General features: G+C 36.8%; 17 protein-coding genes and 1 tRNA gene. 12 read left to right on the top strand and 6 right to left on the bottom strand.

Annotated elements, in window-relative coordinates:
* Window positions 1-4: 4 nt before the first annotated feature.
* The 4 genes from ACKWCD_RS01905 to ACKWCD_RS01890 all read right to left on the bottom strand — a co-directional run bounded on the left by ACKWCD_RS01905 (window position 5) and on the right by ACKWCD_RS01890 (window position 2,611).
* Window positions 5-1,240 (bottom strand): phospholipase effector Tle1 domain-containing protein, encoded by a 1,236-nt coding sequence (locus tag ACKWCD_RS01905; protein ID WP_413982229.1) that lies wholly within the window; start codon window positions 1,238-1,240, stop codon window positions 5-7.
* A gap of 33 nt (window positions 1,241-1,273) precedes the next feature.
* Window positions 1,274-1,882 (bottom strand): hypothetical protein, encoded by a 609-nt coding sequence (locus ACKWCD_RS01900; protein ID WP_413982228.1) that lies wholly within the window; start codon window positions 1,880-1,882, stop codon window positions 1,274-1,276.
* Between the two features lie 14 nt (window positions 1,883-1,896).
* On the bottom strand, window positions 1,897-2,298 hold the full coding sequence (locus ACKWCD_RS01895; RefSeq protein ID WP_413982227.1) for a hypothetical protein: 402 nt from the start codon (window positions 2,296-2,298) through the stop codon (window positions 1,897-1,899).
* Between the two features lie 228 nt (window positions 2,299-2,526).
* A tRNA-Ser gene (locus ACKWCD_RS01890) sits at window positions 2,527-2,611 on the bottom strand.
* Between the two features lie 254 nt (window positions 2,612-2,865).
* Between ACKWCD_RS01890 and ACKWCD_RS01885 the strand changes: the two genes are divergently transcribed.
* The 11 genes from ACKWCD_RS01885 (at window position 2,866) to ACKWCD_RS01835 (ending at window position 15,283) form a co-directional block, all read left to right on the top strand.
* Window positions 2,866-4,119, top strand: coding sequence for a TolB family protein (locus ACKWCD_RS01885; RefSeq protein WP_413982226.1), 1,254 nt, complete (start codon window positions 2,866-2,868; stop codon window positions 4,117-4,119).
* A gap of 76 nt (window positions 4,120-4,195) precedes the next feature.
* Window positions 4,196-5,842, top strand: a complete 1,647-nt coding sequence (locus tag ACKWCD_RS01880) for a PorP/SprF family type IX secretion system membrane protein (RefSeq protein WP_413982225.1) — start codon at window positions 4,196-4,198, stop codon at window positions 5,840-5,842.
* A 513-nt stretch (window positions 5,843-6,355) separates the two neighbouring features.
* Window positions 6,356-6,979 (top strand): response regulator, encoded by a 624-nt coding sequence (locus ACKWCD_RS01875; protein WP_413982224.1) that lies wholly within the window; start codon window positions 6,356-6,358, stop codon window positions 6,977-6,979.
* A gap of 213 nt (window positions 6,980-7,192) precedes the next feature.
* The gene (locus ACKWCD_RS01870) at window positions 7,193-8,494 is read left to right on the top strand and encodes an amino acid permease (RefSeq protein WP_413983003.1); all 1,302 of its coding nucleotides are present in this window, start codon (window positions 7,193-7,195) and stop codon (window positions 8,492-8,494) included.
* Window positions 8,487-9,572 (top strand): aromatic ring-hydroxylating oxygenase subunit alpha, encoded by a 1,086-nt coding sequence (locus ACKWCD_RS01865; protein WP_413982223.1) that lies wholly within the window; start codon window positions 8,487-8,489, stop codon window positions 9,570-9,572. Before ACKWCD_RS01870 ends, ACKWCD_RS01865 begins: the two co-directional genes overlap by 8 nt.
* A gap of 8 nt (window positions 9,573-9,580) precedes the next feature.
* On the top strand, window positions 9,581-10,588 hold the full coding sequence (locus ACKWCD_RS01860; protein ID WP_413982222.1) for a glycosyltransferase: 1,008 nt from the start codon (window positions 9,581-9,583) through the stop codon (window positions 10,586-10,588).
* A gap of 74 nt (window positions 10,589-10,662) precedes the next feature.
* Window positions 10,663-12,582, top strand: a complete 1,920-nt coding sequence (locus tag ACKWCD_RS01855) for a BatA domain-containing protein (protein ID WP_413982221.1) — start codon at window positions 10,663-10,665, stop codon at window positions 12,580-12,582.
* Window positions 12,582-13,835 carry a dihydroorotase gene (locus tag ACKWCD_RS01850; protein ID WP_413983002.1) on the top strand — a complete coding sequence of 418 codons (1,254 nt, stop codon included), beginning with the start codon at window positions 12,582-12,584 and terminating at the stop codon, window positions 13,833-13,835. Before ACKWCD_RS01855 ends, ACKWCD_RS01850 begins: the two co-directional genes overlap by 1 nt.
* Before the next feature lie 47 nt (window positions 13,836-13,882).
* The gene (locus tag ACKWCD_RS01845; protein ID WP_413982220.1) at window positions 13,883-14,200 is read left to right on the top strand and encodes a DUF4870 domain-containing protein; all 318 of its coding nucleotides are present in this window, start codon (window positions 13,883-13,885) and stop codon (window positions 14,198-14,200) included.
* 90 nt (window positions 14,201-14,290) lie between these two features.
* Window positions 14,291-14,617 (top strand): hypothetical protein, encoded by a 327-nt coding sequence (locus tag ACKWCD_RS01840; protein ID WP_413982219.1) that lies wholly within the window; start codon window positions 14,291-14,293, stop codon window positions 14,615-14,617.
* Between the two features lie 6 nt (window positions 14,618-14,623).
* On the top strand, window positions 14,624-15,283 hold the full coding sequence (locus ACKWCD_RS01835; protein ID WP_413982218.1) for an alpha/beta hydrolase: 660 nt from the start codon (window positions 14,624-14,626) through the stop codon (window positions 15,281-15,283).
* Here the strand turns inward: ACKWCD_RS01835 and ACKWCD_RS01830 are convergent.
* A complete protein-coding gene (locus ACKWCD_RS01830) occupies window positions 15,280-15,774 on the bottom strand; it encodes a hydrolase (protein ID WP_413982217.1) in 495 nt (164 codons plus the stop codon). The two genes, ACKWCD_RS01835 and ACKWCD_RS01830, sit on opposite strands and share 4 nt — an antisense overlap.
* Window positions 15,775-15,827: 53 nt before the next feature.
* A complete protein-coding gene (locus ACKWCD_RS01825; protein WP_413982216.1) occupies window positions 15,828-16,604 on the bottom strand; it encodes an MBL fold metallo-hydrolase in 777 nt (258 codons plus the stop codon).
* Between the two features lie 166 nt (window positions 16,605-16,770).
* Between ACKWCD_RS01825 and ACKWCD_RS01820 the strand changes: the two genes are divergently transcribed.
* Entirely contained in the window at window positions 16,771-18,225 is a 1,455-nt protein-coding gene (locus tag ACKWCD_RS01820; RefSeq protein ID WP_413982215.1) for a TonB-dependent receptor, read from the top strand.
* Window positions 18,226-18,298: the final 73 nt, after the last annotated feature.

The raw sequence follows: 18,298 nt of genomic DNA, 5'->3' as shown, positions 1-18,298 counted from the left end.
TGAATTAATTCTCTATATCGAAACAGGCTGAGCTTTCCAGATAATCATACCCTCCTTTATTGTTCTTTTCAAAACACTCTCCAAAAAGTTTAATCAAATTGACCTCATAGGTTTGCAGTGAACCTTCAAGCCTGTCTAAAACTGACTGATGTATCTTTAGTTTTTCTTTTTTATATCCGTTCCTAGACGTGAAGAAAACCAGTTTTCGTCCCTTTTTAGGGTAAAAGAGTTTCATCATTCCACCAATCGGATTGTTGGTAATATCCATACGGTTTTCATAAACTGCGGCTGAAGGTGGTAACAATTCAAATTCTTTCAATTGCCCAATCATCCAATTCAAAGAAACCCCGCTTATATTGGTATTTAAAGCACCACCGCCAACATCAGAATGTGCTCCAAAGAACCAAACTTCATTTACGATTTCTTTAGGCTTTACTTCTTTACATTCTTGCACCAAGTAATCATCCGTCAAGATGGATGGTGTAAAAACCGAACCTCTATTATCATTTAAGGATAGGGCTTGCGACGCCCTTTTGACGTTGCAAAGCTGGTCATGATATTTGGTTTCCTCAACATAGTAATCGTCTTTGTAATCTGGGATTCCCAAAGATGCAACAGTATCCCACAGCCCCATAAATTCTATTTTATAATCATCATAATCTACACGTTGTTGGGTTACTTCAAAAACGGCATTCCTTCTTTCCTGCAAGGTTTTGTTCCCTTTGTGTGCGTTATATATTTTTTTAATGAACTTTAACCTTTTGTCCTTTGGGATTTTACTAACATCAACAATTCCTGCAGAATGAATCATTCCTGCCAGAATTCTTGCAGCATAGGCACCTCTACTGAATCCGAAGAGATAAATTTCATCTTTGCGTTCGTGGTTATAGTGTTCGGCAAGGTATAAGTAACCATTACAAACTTCGCCACGGATTCCCGAACCCGTTAGGATGCCAACAAAATCAGCTCCGTTACCAACTCCCCTTAAATAAGCAGCACCCACATTAGGATTGTTTTGAAGTGTAACTAGATTATAAAGTTTTGAGACGTTGGTATGACTACTCTCATTATTGGTTGTTCCATCCATAAAAACAGCTAGTTTTTTTGGAGCGACCTCAAAAGAAACGGGTTTATGTACCGTTGCCTTTTTACTTCCACAGGCCGAAAAGACGATTGGAATTATCAGAACCAAACAGCATTCCGCAATGCGATTTACAAATATTTTTTGGATTATAAACATGTAATAAGGTTGGTTTATGAATAGAATCGTTAATTATTTGAACTGATCGGCTACTATCTTGGTGAAGGTTTTTTGTATTTTATCAGGTGCATCAGGGTCGGTTACATCCACCAGACATACATTAACTAATTGTTTACCTTCTTCTAGAGTTAAATCATAGGTTAGCGCCTCAAGTACATAGGTTTTAGAAGTAGATACCATAGGAGCATCTGAACTGCCTGCATTAGGACCGAAACTTGCTTTGTCCTTATAACTTGCAGGAATGCCAGTTTGTGAGGCCATACTTCCATTTTGAGTCTCTATGGTTTGTTTTAGAGAAGTTAAAATGATGCCTGAGATACCAGCGTCTTTAAACATTTGAACTATTTGAGCTGTTTCCTCCGGGGTGTCTGCTTCTTTCAGCGAAGGGAATTGTATATGCGATTCGATAGCATCTAGGTTTTGTGCACGTAATTTACTCGCTATGGCTATTTCATAGGATTTTCGAACATCTGTTTCTGGGCTTTCCGAAACTACCAGAATTTTTGACTTCGAAAGGGAATCAAAACTTTGGGATTTCCAGGAGTCCATTAGCTTAGTAGAAGCGCAACTTGACAGTACAAGAAATACACCGAAAATCAAATAATAACTTTTATTTTTCATACTATGTTTTATAATTATTTAAGACGCTGATTAATAGACCATATTACCTTTTTCATAGTATCATAATACATTTCATATTGCTCATCACCTAGAATAGATTTCACCTCTAGGTGTTGTTCTTGCATCAAAGTCTTGAACTGTTCTTTTACCTGTGTTTTGGTAATATCAGGGTTGTCCTTGCCAATACTCTCCATTTTATTAGAGTATTTACTTGTTATCTCCTGATACTTCAAAGCAACCTCATCCGACAAATTCATTTCTTGTACAAACTCTGAAAACCATTGGTCTATATATTCGGATTCCACTTTAGTGAAAATTGGTGATGGTTGAGTGTTTTCAGTTTCACTGCTTTGGGCAATTATGGAATTTGCTGCCAAAAGAAATATTAAAAAGAAGAAACAACGTAACAATTTCATTTTAATAAAAGTTGCTTTTATTATTTGTTAAATATAAGGAAACTGTGACAGTGGTGAAAGAAGGATTACCTTCGGTGTTCCCTACAATCTCCCCTCCTTACAATAAAACTCAATGTCGCTCAGGCGATATCTGTGCTTTTTCTTTTCACTTACTTACACGAGCACGCTCGCGACGTGCGTGAAAAGAAAAAGCCCGATTTCCATACAGAAATCGAGCTTTGCTCTAAGCGGAGAAAGAGGGATTCGAACCCCCGGAGGTGTGACCCTCAACAGTTTTCAAGACTGCCGCATTCGACCACTCTGCCATTTCTCCAAGTGTCTCATCAGGTATTCCCTGAATGCGGGTGCAAATATAGAAAGCTTTTTCTATTCAATACAACGTTTTATTGAATTTATTCTGTCCTTTTTTATACCAATAGAGTCCCAAATTCAATGAAATTTCAAAAAAACATCGATGAAATACATCAATTAAGGGTCTAAATGCAAAACCTATGAATTTTTATTAAGTACCGCATGAAAACATTTCTTCAACTTTGGCCCAGTAACAAACCTCAAAATCCTACTCTCATGAAAAATTCCCCTACCTACAAAATGGTCTTAACCAGTATCTTTTTTTTAGTATGCTTGGTAATAACAGCACAAGAACCTTATGAAAACAGTTTCGAACCTCAAAAAGACAGCCAGTATCAAAAGTTAAAAAGCTTAGGGTATACCGAAAAGGAAATCTATGAAGATTTAGGTAATGCCAACTTTCTTTTAGAAAAGTATGAAAACGCTGCATTTTGGTATAAGAAACTAAGTGAACTTCAAAACGGCAGAACATTAAGTGCCAATTATCAAAAACGCTATCAATTCGCTCTAGAGCAAACAGCACATATAAATACAGTGGCTTCAAATGATAAAGGTTGGTTGCAACAAATCAAGGAAGATTACCAAGTAAAAAGAGCATTTGACGCACGCCAAGCGAATCAAAGTGTGGCTAGTAATCGCCGGGAATTCGATTTTAATCCCAGTTATAGATCACAGTCTTTAGAATATTTGGTGGAGTATGAAAGAAACAAAGCCTTTATCGGTGTTCCCCACGCCAAAAGGTCTGATATGGAAGAAACTTATGAGTCCCCTATTGCCGTTACTTCAGATGGGCAAACTGCGTACTTCAGCAAGGCGATTTACCTTAAACCCGTAAAAGGTATTTTCTCTAAAAAAGAACTCGTCCATAAAATATATCGTACGGACAAAATAAATGGACAATGGAAAAACGTTCGTGAAATGGCTGTGGCGCCGAAACATGCTTCGGCTATGCATCCAGCAATATCTGAGGATGGCAAACGCTTATTTTTTGCCTCAAACATGCCTGGTTCTTTTGGAAAATATGATATCTATGTGGCTGACATTTCCTTTAAAGGAAATGCGGGAAAAGCTAAAAATCTGGGAACCAAAGTGAACACTAAAAAGAACGATCTATATCCACGTATTATGGAAGACAACACTTTGGTCTTTGCTTCTGAAGGGCGAGAAGGTTACGGCGGACTCGACTTATACATGACTCAAGTAGGACAAAATAACGTTGACTACGCCACAAATTTAGGTAGCCCGATCAACAGTTCTAAAGATGAGTTCTCTATGTACGTAATGGCTGAAAGAGGTATTGGATATGTACTCTCCAACCGAGGGAAAAACAAGGATAAAATACAAGAAGTGGCTTTCTCGTATGAAAATGGTAAGCAATCAAAAGCAGACCAACGAGACTCAAACCTCCGTGCTGCTTTGAACAATAAATTGCAAATAGATTATACCACTTCAATGTTTGAAGATAAATAAGAAAATCATAGTTCGAAATCTTAACCAAAATTCCATTGAGCGTAAGCCTGATGGTTTAACCCCAAATCCCATAAAGATGAGCTATACTAACAATATATCAGGAATATTCTTGTGCTTGATTTTGACGATTGTCTTTTGTCAAAGCACGCATTCGCAAGAAGAAACACCAACCGAATTAGGAACCAAAAGCAGTTATCACAATCAGTTGTATTTCAATCGATTTTTTATCAACCCTACCTTTTCATTGGTGCGAGAAAACAAATCGTATTTGAATATACTGCATAGAAATCAATACACCTCTTTCGAAGATAATCGTCAGAATTATTTCCTCGGATTTAGTAATAAAGTGAATGATCATACAGCTTTGGGAATCGGAGTATATAGCCAATGGTCTGGTGTTGTACAAGAATTCGGATTTAACGCCAACTACGCTACTTCCGTTAAACTGGGAAGAAAAAGCAAGTTGAGCTTCGGAACAAACCTGACCTATTTCAATGAAGGTTTGGACAAAAATCGGATTACCGTCATTGAGAATGACCCTACCCTTTCCGAAGCTAGAAAAGAAAGCAAAATCGCCATTCAACCTGCCATTACTTTGTCCCTTGGTAAATTCGATTTCGGACTGTACGCTAAAGACCTCTTGAAATACAATCAGACGACAAATGAATTTGTAACTAATCTTTCAGAGAAAAGCGTTCGCGCTTCATTGCAGTATACGCATTCTTTTAATGCAACAAGAGGTTTGTTCGAAGACGCACGATTGATGCCTCTTGTACAATTAGGTAAAAACGAAAACAATGAATTGATCTATGTAGGTTCCATGGTACTAGACCTTCCGAAATACGGATGGTTGCAAACAAATTTTGATAATGAATATGGAATGTCCTTAGGACTAGGTTTCAACATCAGCAAAAAAATGTCCCTAGGATATTTACTAGAAAAGGACATCCTTCAAAAGGAAGCTGACTTAGGATGGAACCACGAAGTGAGTCTCGCCTATACCTTTAAAAATGATAAGCTCAATATCAACTTGACGGCAGACAGTTCTCAAGATCAAAAAATAGATCAGATAATCAGAAACTATGAAGAACAGATCTTGGCCTTAACCGAAGAAAAAGGTGATGCTCCACTAACGACTGAAGAAACAAACAAAGAAATCATGAATACTTTGGCACATGAAAACCGTATGATTCTAGATCAGCTCATTTTACGACAGGATTCCATAGAAAATGCGCGCAACGCAGCTTTCGAAAAACGCTTCGAGATGATTGTCCGCGCAGTGCGAAGTGATATAAAGAACAGTATCAAATCAAATTTGAAGGATTTCACTCCCAAGAAAAATACGAGACTTGCTAGTACCGAAGTCAAAAACGTTGCGGACGAAATTCAAAAACGTCGGGACTTTAAAGAGCTTCCGATACGACAATTGGATCAAGCAAATATTGTTGGCGCAAATTCTGGGTATTACGTTATCGCTAATGTGTATAGTAATAAAAAATACCTGAACGCCTTTGTCAAAGACTTAAAAGAAAAAGGTCTAAAACCAAAGCAATTCTATAACAAGGAAAACGGACTCCATTATGTATACCTAGCGGACTACGATGCTAAAGGAAAAGCTAAAGACGCCTATGCTTCAAACCTTAATGGAAAGTACCAAAAAGAGAAATGGATTATGGAAGTGGCTAACCACTCCACCATTGTTCACAATTCATATAATGATTGACGAAACTGAGCTTCAAATGCTAAAATTTAATGCATTTGAACGAAAAAAACCCTTTAAAATAGGGGCTTTCGAAAGATTTTACTAAATTTATACTATTAAATAACTACTACTTAAAACCCTCAAATCCCCTACTACATGAAACCTACTATGAACCTCAACACGTCCTCAAAACGAAAATCTTTTTTACTCGCGAACTACGGTGCTCCCACTTTTTTTCGACCCAAAGATGGCTTAGACTGTTAGCCAAATAAGCACAAAACTTTTCAATGCTATTTCGAATAGCATCTAAAGAATCGGCGATTTTTTCTTGTGTAAAAATCGGTGCTTAATCCCGGAAATTTTATTTAAAGACATGACTTTTTTGTCAGCTTAAAAGCCTGACCTTAGCTATGTATGCTTTAAAATGAACTGCAGAGTTTACAACTCCGCAAGAACTACAACGTCCCAAAAATTACGATTATAATGCCTTGGAGCTTATGACCCTCCATGGCCGAACCTACAAACCACATGACTATGAACTCAGAAATTCTAAAAGTGATTATTATCGACAATGACACGCAACTACATGCTTCTTACAAAAGTTATTTTGAGAAGTACGGCGATTTCAATTTAAGCGGAATTTACAATAGTGTAGAAGATGCTCTAAACAAATTCGATAGCGTACAGCCTGATATCATTGTATCAGAGGTAACCTTACCGATTATCAATGGCTTAGACGGAATCAAATTATTCCGTAAAAAAGACGCCAATGTAAATATCATTATGGCAAGTACGAACAATGATTTTGAAATCATTAAAAAAGCGTTCAAATATGGCGCAAATGGTTTCCTGACGAAGACGGTAACGCGCAAACGTTTGTACCATGCCCTCAATTCAATTAAGAATGAAGGAGCGGTAATTGGCAATGATATTGCAAAAAAAATTATCTCCATGTTTCAGCCGAAATCATACCAATCTTTTTCGGAGCGTGAAAACCAGATTATTGATTATCTAAGTCAAGGTGCAACGTATAAGACCATTGCGGACAAGCTGTTTGTAACCACCAGCGCCATAAACTTTCATATTCAAAACATATATCTAAAACTCAATGTGAACTCAAAGTCTGAAGCCCTATTAAAGCTTCAGGAAATAGGATGAAAATACTGTGCTTGACCCTCAAATTTCTCCCCCTAGCCTACTCGAACCTCATTATTAAGCCCTTAAGGCAATAACGACTTTAAAAATGAGGTTTGTAGGTCATGTTTGTGCCCGCTATATGATTTGGATAGCGGGCACTTTTTTTATTGGTTTCTCTGAATTAGTGGTATTTTAGGTCATTGATTTTGCAAACCAACCTAAAAACTCAAATACATCGCCAACTCCAACAAAATAGGTCTCTGGTCATCAACAGCATTAGTTGTCGGCAATATGATTGGTTCCGGTATATTTTTATTACCAGCATCGCTTGCTGTCTATGGTGGTATCGGAATGTTAGGCTGGGTCTGTTCGGCAATTGGAGCAATTCTTATCGCTTATGTTTATGGTGCCTTAGGTAAAATTGCGCCAGACACCCTCGGAGGGCCCTATATTTATACAAGAATCAGTTTTGGCGATTTTCCTGCCTATTTGGTGGCGTGGGGCTATTGGGTTGCCATTTGGGCGACCAATGCCGCCATCGCCGTTGCCCTTGTAGGCTATTTGGAAGTGTTTTTTCCAGTTCTTGGTGAATCCTCTTTAATTTCAATTTTTACGGGACTCGGGTTTATCTGGGGCTTTACCTATATCAATTCCAAACCGCTCAAAACCGTAGCCAGTATTCAGATGATTACAACCATACTTAAAGTGCTTCCCATTTTAGCTATTGGTGTATTTGGTGTTTTCTACATTAACTGGGAGAATTTTATTCCGCTAAACAGAAGTGACGCAACTACCTTCGGAGCCATTACCGCAACGGCTACACTTAGCTTGTTTGCCTTTTTAGGAATGGAAAGCGCAGGAATTGTAAGCGCTGACACCGAAGATGCCGCCAAAACGGTAAGCAAAGCAACCATAGGCGGCACTCTGATTACCATTGTAGTTTATCTCAGTAGTTCGTTAGCGATTATGGGTATCATTCCCCCAGAAGTTCTTAAAAATTCGAATGCTCCTTTTGCCGATGCCGCTCACTTATTTTGGGGTGGTTCTGCCCAATATATTGTAGCTGGCTGCGCGGTTATCGCAACTATGGGTGCCTTAAATGGCTGGATTCTAATGCAAGGGAGAATTCCAATGGCGGCAGCTTTAGACGGACTTTTTCCGAAAATTTTCGGAAAGCAGAATAGCAATGGCTCTCCCATTATCGGAATCATATTATCTAGTTTTTTAGCCTCCATTTTAATGATGTTAAACTTCTCCAAAAGTTTGGTAGATGCATTTACCTTTATGATGACCTTATCGACACTTTCCGTGATTGTTCCGTATTTGTTTTCGGCTGCTAGTTTGGGTTTCATCCTCTATAATCGTGATAAGAAATTGACCAACCCGCTGATATGGATATCCGTTTTGGCATTTTTGTTTTGCATATGGATTATTATGGGATGTGGTTACGAAGTTGTAATTTATGGACTGATTTTATTTTTGATCAGCTTACCATTCTATTTTGTTTTAAAAAGAAAAAATAAGAGCAATGGGTAACTTTTATGTAAATCCGGATATTACTAGGGCGGAAACCTTGCCCGCCGCTTTCTATCGCGATACCAAAGTATTCGAGCAGATGAAGGAGGATATTTTCGCGAAATCTTGGCAGTTTGTTGGTGATAGTCCGTCCTTGGTTCCGCTTGAGGGATTTGCGCATCCATTCTCATATATGGAGAACTATTTACACGAACCGATGGTTTTGGTGCGGGATAAGGAGAGTAAAATTCGCTGTATGAGTAATGTTTGTACCCATCGCGGAAACCTTATTGCTCATAATGCAGGAAGCATCAACCGCGGATTACGTTGTATGTATCACGGCCGCCAATGGAATTTAGAAGGACAATTCAAACACATGCCCGAATTTCAGGATGCAAAAGACTTCCCCAGACCTTGTGACCATTTGCATCAATTCAAATTAGAAGAATGGGGACCTTTCTTATTTACCGGATTACACCCTGAAGTTAATTTTTCAATTATTCGAAACTTTCTGGACGAGTATGTCGGATTCCTCCCCTTGAACGAATTCAAATATGATTCCGTGAGCAGCAAAGACTATTTGGTAAACTGCCATTGGTCTTTGTACTGTGATAATTATTTGGAGGGATTTCATATTCCTTTTGTGCATCCTGACTTGAATGCAGCGCTTAGTTATGAAGAATACGCTACAGAGTTATTTGACTATGGTACGTTGCAGATAGGTTATGCAGACGGTGCCGAAGAAACTTATAAGTTGCCTGAGAAACATCCGTGTTACGGAAAAGAAGTAGCGGCTTTTTATTTTTGGATTTTTCCTAATATCATGTTGAATTTTTATCCTTGGGGATTGTCCGTAAACGTTGTGAAACCTATTTCTCCTTCAAAAACAAAGGTATCGTTCATTTCCTATTTACACGGAGAAAATCGGTTTGAAGGAGCCGCCAGCGCTGCAATGGACAAGGTAGAACGCGAGGATGAATTTGTTGTAGAAGGCGTGCACCAAGGTCTGCAATCACGCTTCTATAAAGCAGGCCGCTTCTCTCCTACCCGAGAACAGGGCGTACATCATTTTCATAGGATGTTAGCGGAGCGCTTATAAAATTTTCTATGGATACGCCTTTGGTAAGCATTCTCATTCCCTTTAAAAACACAGCTCAATTCCTAACGGAATGTCTGGAATCCATTCTCAAACAAACCCATACAAATTGGGAAGTCTTGGCCGTCAACGACCACTCTTCCGATGAAAGTTTAAAAGTTGTCCATGAATTTGCGGAAAAAGACTCAAGAATTCAAGCGTTTCAAAATCAAGGTTCCGGAATCATTGAAGCCCTACGAACAGCATATTCAAAAAGCAAAGGAACTTTCATCACCCGAATGGATTCAGATGATATTATGACTCCCCATAAATTGGAAGTAATGACGAATTCCCTTTTAGAATCAGGAAAAGGTCATTTGGCTGTCGGACAAGTAAAATACTTCTCGGAACTCGGAATCAGTAATGGCTATGAACGCTACGAAGCTTGGCTCAATCAATTGACACAAACAGGAAGCAACTATTCCGAAATCTATAAAGAATGTGTTATTCCATCTCCCTGTTGGATGGTCCGTCGAGAAGATTTAGATAAATGTGATGCATTCGAACCCGATAGATATCCCGAGGATTATGATTTGACTTTCCGATTTTATGAAAATAGCTTGAAATGCATTCCATGCAACGAGCTACTCCATTACTGGCGTGATTATGATACAAGGACTTCCCGCACTAGCGAGCACTATGCACAAAACTATTTTTTAGATATCAAACTGCACTATTTTCTGAAATTAAATTACAACACTGATAGACCTCTAATAGTTTGGGGTGCAGGAACTAAAGGAAAAACAATTGCCAAGGCTTTGCTAGACCAACAAATCGATTTCTACTGGCTATGCGACAATCCCAAGAAAATAGGTAAAGAAATATATGGGATGGAAATGCTGCATTTTGAATTTCTCAATGAACTGAAAAATCCGCAGAGTATTATTACAGTAGCGAATGAAGAAGCTCAAAAAGCCATCCGTTTGTATTTAGATAGGCTAGAACAAAAATCAATGGAAGATTTCTTTTTCTTCTGTTGACCCGTCCGCTTTTATCTTAAAGCGTAGCGGTCTTTTGTCTTTTTTAAATTATATTTGCCAAATCAAAATCAGGAATGCAGTTTAAACATCCAGAACTTCTTTGGGCCTTATTTCTTCTTCTGATTCCTATTTTTATTCACCTCTTCCAGCTCCGTAGATTTCAGAAAACACCATTTACGAACGTCAAGTTTTTAAAAAAGGTAGTCTCAGAATCTAGACGAAGTAATTCGCTAAAAAAGTGGTTACTTCTTTTTACAAGAATGCTTTTACTAGCGGCATTGATTGTTGCTTTTGCACAGCCTTTCATTGCTGAAAAGAACGCCTTACAAGAAAAGGAAACCGTTATTTATCTAGATGATTCATTTAGCATGCAGGCAAAAACGAATAACAGCACTTTGCTTGAGGAAGCGGTTCAAAATCTTATCCAATCCATTCCAGAAGACCAAACATTTAGTCTTTTGACCAATGAAAAAGTGTTTAAAAATGTAACACTCAAAAATATTCGGAACGATCTTTTGCAGCTTTCTCCTACTTCCAAACAACTAAAATTGAATGAGATATACCTGAAGGCAAATACTTTTTTTGAAGCTGAAAAAAAGTCTATCAAAAACCTAATTGTCATTTCTGATTTTCAGCAATCTATGGCGTTGTCGAAAGTTGATTCGACTCAGACACTTGAAAAACATTTGGTTAGTCTTGCAGTTGATGAATTAGAAAACATTTCTATTGACTCTGTTTATCTAGGCGCTATGGACGGTAATAATTTGGAATTAATCGCAGTACTTTCATCTAGTGTGGACACCGAAAGTACTCCAGTATCTCTTTTTAATGGAGAAAAGCTAATTGCGAAAACAGCAGCAACTTTTAATAAGAACAAACAAGCAGAAGTTAGCTTTACGCTTCCGAAAAACGAAGTAATACAAGGGAAAATTGAAATTTCAGATTCCGGATTGTCCTATGACAATCAACTCTTTTTTAATATTGACTCAAAAGAGAAAATCAAAGTCTTGGTTATTGGGAATGCTGATAGTAATTATTTGAAACGGATCTTCACAACAGATGAGTTTGAGTTTATTTCTGTGACATTGAATGCCTTAAACTATAGCGATCTTAATAAGCAAAACTTAATTATTCTCAATGAACTGGAAAGGATTCCAAATGCTTTGGCAACTAGTTTAAAATCATTTACCACGAATGGCGGAAATTTAGTTATTACACCAGGGGTCAAAATTGATATGAATTCCTATAATTCATTCTTGTCAAATTACAATGCAACGAGCTTTGTACAAAGGGTAAATTACGAAAGAAAGATTACTGATATTTCGTTTTCGCATCCCCTTTATCGTAACGTGTTCGAGAAAAACGTAACAAATTTTCAATCTCCGAAAGTGAACCAATATTTTCGTTTAAAAACTAGAAATCCAAATGTGCTTTCTTATCAAGATAAAGATCCATTTTTAGTAGGTTCTAACGGAGTATTTATTTTTTCTGCTTCTCTATCCTCAGAAAATTCAAACTTTAAAAATTCTCCTTTAATTGTACCTACATTTTATAATATGGGGGTAAACAGTTTGAAACTGCCGGAGTTGTATTATACCATAGGGAATAATCAAAAAGTAGATATTGCCACTCAACTACCTAAAGATCATATCTTAAAGATGACAAAAGAAGGATATGAATTTATTCCTCAGCAAAAATTATTTGCGAATAAGATTTCCCTATCATTTTATGAAAACCCTGTAAAAGATGGCATTTACAGTATTTACGACCAAGATAATTTTTACAAAAATTTGAGTTTTAACTACTCAAGATCTGAGAGTGATCTTAGCTATATGGATATTTCAAATTTGAACGCCAGTACTAAAAATGAGTCCATCACCGCACTTTTTCAACAAATGCAAAATGACGACACCATAAATGCCCTTTGGAAATGGTTTATTATTTTAGCCGTGTTATTTATGTTGATTGAGGTGCTGATACAAAAATACTTATGATGAACATACTCTTAAAGAATGCCACCATTGTAGACTCGAGTAACAAAAGCCTACATCTCAAGAAACGAGATATACATATCAAAAATGGTATTATTCACAAGATTGCCGCTAGAATAGTTCCTTCAGGCAAAGATAAGGTTGTTGAGTATCCTAATTTACATGTCTCAATTGGCTGGTTTGATAGCAGCGTTAGTTTTGGTGAACCTGGTTATGAGGAACGTGAAACCATAGAAAACGGATTAAAAACGGCCACTAGAAGCGGATTCACAGATATTGTTTTGAATCCGAATACAAATCCGGTTCCTGATAGTAGTTCGGATATTGTTTTTTTGAAAAATGCAGCAAAAGATTCGGTCACCAATCTCCATCCCTTAGGAACCTTGACCGCAAAAAGTGAAGGAAAAGATCTTGCAGAAATGTTCGATATGAAAAATGCTGGTGCTGTTGGTTTTTATGATTTTAAACGTTCTATTGAAAATTCAAATCTTTTAAAGATAGCATTACAATATGCTCAAAATTTTGATGGGCTTGTACATTCCTTTCCCTTGAATACCAAAATTGCTGGAAAAGGCGTGGTAAGTGAAGGAGAGGTTTCCACCAAGATGGGGTTAAAAGGAATTCCTGCTTTAGCGGAAGAACTTCGGATTGTACGAGATTTATTTATTTTGGAATATACAGGAGGGAAATTGCATATACCCACAATTTCTTCCGCTAATTCAGTAAAATTAATTGCGGATGCCAAGAAAAAAGGATTAGATGTTAGTTGTAGTGTGGCAATTCATAACCTATACAAGACCGATGATGCCTTAGAGGAATATGATACAAACTTTAAGGTAATGCCACCACTTAGAACTCAAAAAGATGCAAAAGCCTTAATTAAAGGAGTGAAGGACGGAGTGATAGATTTTGTCTGCTCTGACCATACTCCAATGAATATTGAGGAGAAAAGAGTAGAATTTGACAATGCAGCGTATGGAGCAATTGGTTTAGAAACCTCTTTCGGAATTCTGAATCAGATTTTTGATTTTGAATTTACTATCAAGCTCTTAACCCATGGGAGAGATCGTTATCAATTGAAAACCCCAAACTTAAAAGAAGGAGAAGTCGCATGTCTAACACTTTTTGATCCGAAAGAAGAATACACTTTCACAAAGAAGGATGTTATTTCGACTTCAAAAAATAGCACGTTTCTTGAAAAATCAATGAAAGGCAGAGTTTTCGGGGTTATTTGTAACAATAAAGCAATTATTTGATTAATTTTCTGTTAGAATATAATTAACCAACCCTAAATTTTAGAATTATGGAACAATCAGTAAAAGAAGAAGGTAAAACAATGGCGATAATTGCCTATGTGACAGTCATCGGGCTTATCATTGCTTGGTTTATGAACAAAGACAAAGACAATGCTTTCGCGAAATTTCACATTGGCCAATCATTGCGAATTTTTATTTTAGGTATAGTTATAAGTGTAGCTGTAACTATTTTAGTGAGTATTACAGGCTTAGGAGTTCTGTCATACATATCATACATCCCTTTGATTCTTATCGTTTTAGGCATTATTAATGCCATGAATTTAAAAGATGAACCGCTTCCTGTAATCGGTACAATTGGCGGATAATCTGATTCTGATGATAGTAATATTTAAAAGAGGCTCGCATGGGAGCCTCTTTTTTTTGTCCATAATCTGAAGTTCACCTAACTTTGAAAGATGGGCGAATCGGTAAAAGAGGGAAAAACAACGGCAATAGTAGCATACTTTACCCTGCTAGGTGCATTAATTGCTATAAGTATGAATATGGAGCCTAAAAATGAATTCGCACGTTTTCATACTAGGCAAGCATTTGGTTTACATATTATCTTTATTGGCTGCGCTCTGTTTTTAAGTTATGCTTTCAGCCCTTATGCCTGGTATGGACTATATGCTTTTTATCTTGTTTTATGGGGGTATGGGTTTATTGGAGCCCTTAGTAACAAAAAACAATCTGTCCCCATATTAGGCCCCTATTTTCAAAAATGGTTTACTTTCATTCAATAAAATTTTATGACTACCGCCCCCCTATCTTTAGAACATTTAATTCGACCGTCTAATAGTACTGTTGGAAAACCACCTGTTCTATTTATGTTTCACGGCTATGGAAGCAATGAAGAAGATTTATTTTCTTTTGCTCCAGAATTGCAAGCTGAATTTTGTGTTATCTCTGTCCGCGCGCCTTACCCTATGGAGCCTTTCGGAAATGCCTGGTACGCCATTAATTTTGATGCTGAAAATGGCAAATGGAGCGACGATGAACAGGCCAAGAGTTCCATAGAAAAAATCGTGAATTTTATTGATGAAGCCTGTAAAACATATGGTTTAGACACAGATAGAGTAACACTTTTAGGTTTTAGTCAAGGTACTATCTTGAGTTATGCAGTTGGTATATCCTATCCGGAAAAAGTAAAAAATATAATTGCCCTTAGTGGTTATATCAATGAAAATATTCTAACGGAAGGTTATGCCGATAAAACACATCAAAATTTAAAAGTATATGCCTCTCATGGACAAGTGGATCAGGTGATTCCACCAGAATGGGCACAGCGAGCTCCAGGCTTTCTGCAAAACTTAGGAATTGAGCATATCTACGAAGAATTTCCTGTGGGCCATGGTGTAGGTCCTCAGAATTTTTACTCCTTCAAAAAATGGTTAGACGATAAGATTTAATTACTTCTTGTATAAAGTAAGTGATCTACTAAAGTGAAATCTACTCCCATATCATCTTTCAGTTCGTATTTAAGAAGTAATTCTCCCCAATATTTTCCATCGGAAAAATCAACGACAATCCATTTGTGATTTAGTATTTTGATTTTATTGAGTTTAAAATCATTCTCCATTCCCTCATAGGGAATTAAAGGATTATTCCCTTTTTTTTCGTTAGTTTCTAGTAGTTTATCTGCAATATATCGTGAAGGGTTTTTAATGTTCAAATGCTCGTAATACGCCAAAGCATCGTCATTATTCTCCAAAGAAAAATATTGCATATCTAATATGCTCAGCTGCGATTTTTGCACCGAATCTTGTAGACTTACCTTTTCGGCTTCTAGTTTGTTTATTTTATCATTCATTGTTTTTGCAAGTGTTCCACTACTCACAAAGAGGTACAACGCTATCAATCCTGCAAAAACAAATAAGTAAAGGAATATATTTTTTTTCATCAATAATTAATTTATTTTCATTTCCGCGAAAGCGGGAATCCGTTCAATTAAAACTATACAGTAATCACCAAATTATCATAGGCCAAATGTACATTTTTGGGTAACCTTTTTTCTACTTCATCATGAAAACCAAGTAAGTGACTAATGTGGGTAAAATAGGTGACTTCTGGTTGCACCTCTTTTACAAAATCTAAGGCTTCTTGAAGGTTGAAATGCGAATGATGCGGTTCTTCTCGAAGCGCATTGACGACCAAAACTTTTGAACCTTTTACTTTTTCAATTTCTTCTGAATTCATTCGCTTTACATCGGTTAGGTAGGTGAAGTCCTTTAGACGAAATCCGAATACCTGCAATCTGTTATGATCAATATCTATGGGGGTTACACTAGTGTTTCCGATAGTAAAAATCTGATTGTTTTCAATAATATTCAAGTCAACAGCCGGAGCACCTGGATACCTGTTTTCATCAGCAAAAATATAATCAAAACGCCTTTTTAAAGATTTTGCAACACGTTCATGTGCATAAACCGGAATGTCTCCTTGGCGGAAAAAATAGGGTCGAATATCATCAATACCAGCGGTATGATCAGCATGTTCATGAGTAAAAAGAATACCATCTAACTTGGTCACATTATTAGTGAGCATTTGTTGTCTAAAATCGGGACCACAATCAATTACGAAATTGAAATCATCCCAAGAAAGCAATACAGAAACACGAAGTCTCTTATCTTTCTTGTTATCGCTCAAGCAAACAGGGTGTGTGCTACCAATTACAGGAATTCCCTGTGAGGTTCCCGTTCCCAAAAAAGTAACTTTTAATTTACTTGCCATTGATTTCAAAATTATAACTATTTCTTGACATCAATACTGTTTTTATCCACATTAGTAGCGTTTTCACAACATTAAAAGAATAAAAAATAATTTATAAAAAATTGAATCGTTTATGACCTAGAAACTATGTGAACTTCTTATTTTTGTTACAACTAAAACACACTCCATGGCTTCTGTTTTAAAAAGGGATACTGCTTTTGAAAATATTCCTTCGATTAAGGCTAAAACACTCCGCATAAATTTAAATCCTGATATCTACGGTACCTTTGCTGAAATTGGTGCAGGGCAAGAAACTGCGCGTCATTTCTTTAGGTCTGGTGGTGCTTCAGGCACCATTGCTAAAGCAATGAGTGCTTATGACAAGCAATTTAGTGATGCGATTTATGGTGTTGAAAAAGATGGTAGGTATGTAACACAACCACGATTAAAAACCATGTTGGCTCATGAAATGCGTTTGATGGAAGAACGTATAAGCAGAGATAACAATCCTGATCGTTTGTTTTTCTCATATGCCAATACAGTAGCTACTATTGATTTCTCAAAAAGATATAAAGGTCATGGTTGGATCGGAATTCGGTTTCAGCTAGATCCTGATCAAAAAGAGCTAGACGAAATTATTTTACACGTTCGGTTCAAACAAAATGAAGCTAGGCTACAACAAGAAACTTTGGGAATATTAGGTGTAAATCTAATCTATGGTGCTTTTTACAAGTACCATAAGCCCAAAAAGATGTTGAAATACTTGTATGATCATATCGATAAGGATACGATAGAAATCGACATGATCAATTTCTCTGGTCCAAACTTTAAAGATGTAGATAATCGATTGATGAGTCTTCAATTGATCAAAAATGATATGACTGATGCGGTTATGTTCGGTCCTGATGGAAATAACTTATTACCGGCAGCAGTACTTTACAAAAAGAACATTCTCGCACTTCGAGGAAGTTTTAGACCGGTCACCAAGGTAAATCTCGACATGTACCAAAAGTCTTATGATATTTTTGTGCGAGATTCTGCTGTTAATCTCGATAAAACCATTGTAATTTTTGAAATTACTTTATCGAATTTAAAAGCCTCAGGTGAAATCGATGAACAAGATTTTATGGACAGAGCCGAGTTACTTTGTTCACTAGGTCAGCATGTAATGATCTCGAAATTCCAAGAATACTATAAATTGGTTGAATATTTTAACAACTATACCAAGCAGCGTATTGGTCTCACCATGGGCGTTAACAATTTGGTAGATGTATTTGATGAAAAATACTATCGTCATTTAAGCGGAGGTATTTTAGAAGCTTTTGGAAAGCTATTCTTTAAAGATCTACAAGTGTATTTATACCCAATGAAAAGTCCTGAAACGGGTCAGATCATGACGAGTAATAATGTAAAGGTTCATCCGAGAATGAAGGAATTGTATAAATTCTTTAAATATAACGGTAAGGTGATGGACATTATCGACTACGACCCTGAAATTATGCATATTTTCTCTAGGGATGTGCTGAAAAAAATAATGAATGGAGAAGATGGCTGGGAAGAACAACTACCTGAAGGTATTTCAGAAATAATAAAGGAGAAGGATTTGTTCACCAAAAAGTTAATTCAGGAAGAACAAAAATAAAACGCTGATAATCAAATAATTAAATAAAAAAAAGCCTCATTTACATGGGGCTTTTTTATTAGATAAGTTAGGA

Origin of the sequence: Maribacter taeanensis, from assembly GCF_047345145.1 — a bacterium.
GTDB lineage: Bacteria > Bacteroidota > Bacteroidia > Flavobacteriales > Flavobacteriaceae > Maribacter_C.
The sequence above is the reverse complement of the archived record's forward strand: the minus strand, read 5'-3'. Positions and strand labels throughout refer to the sequence as shown.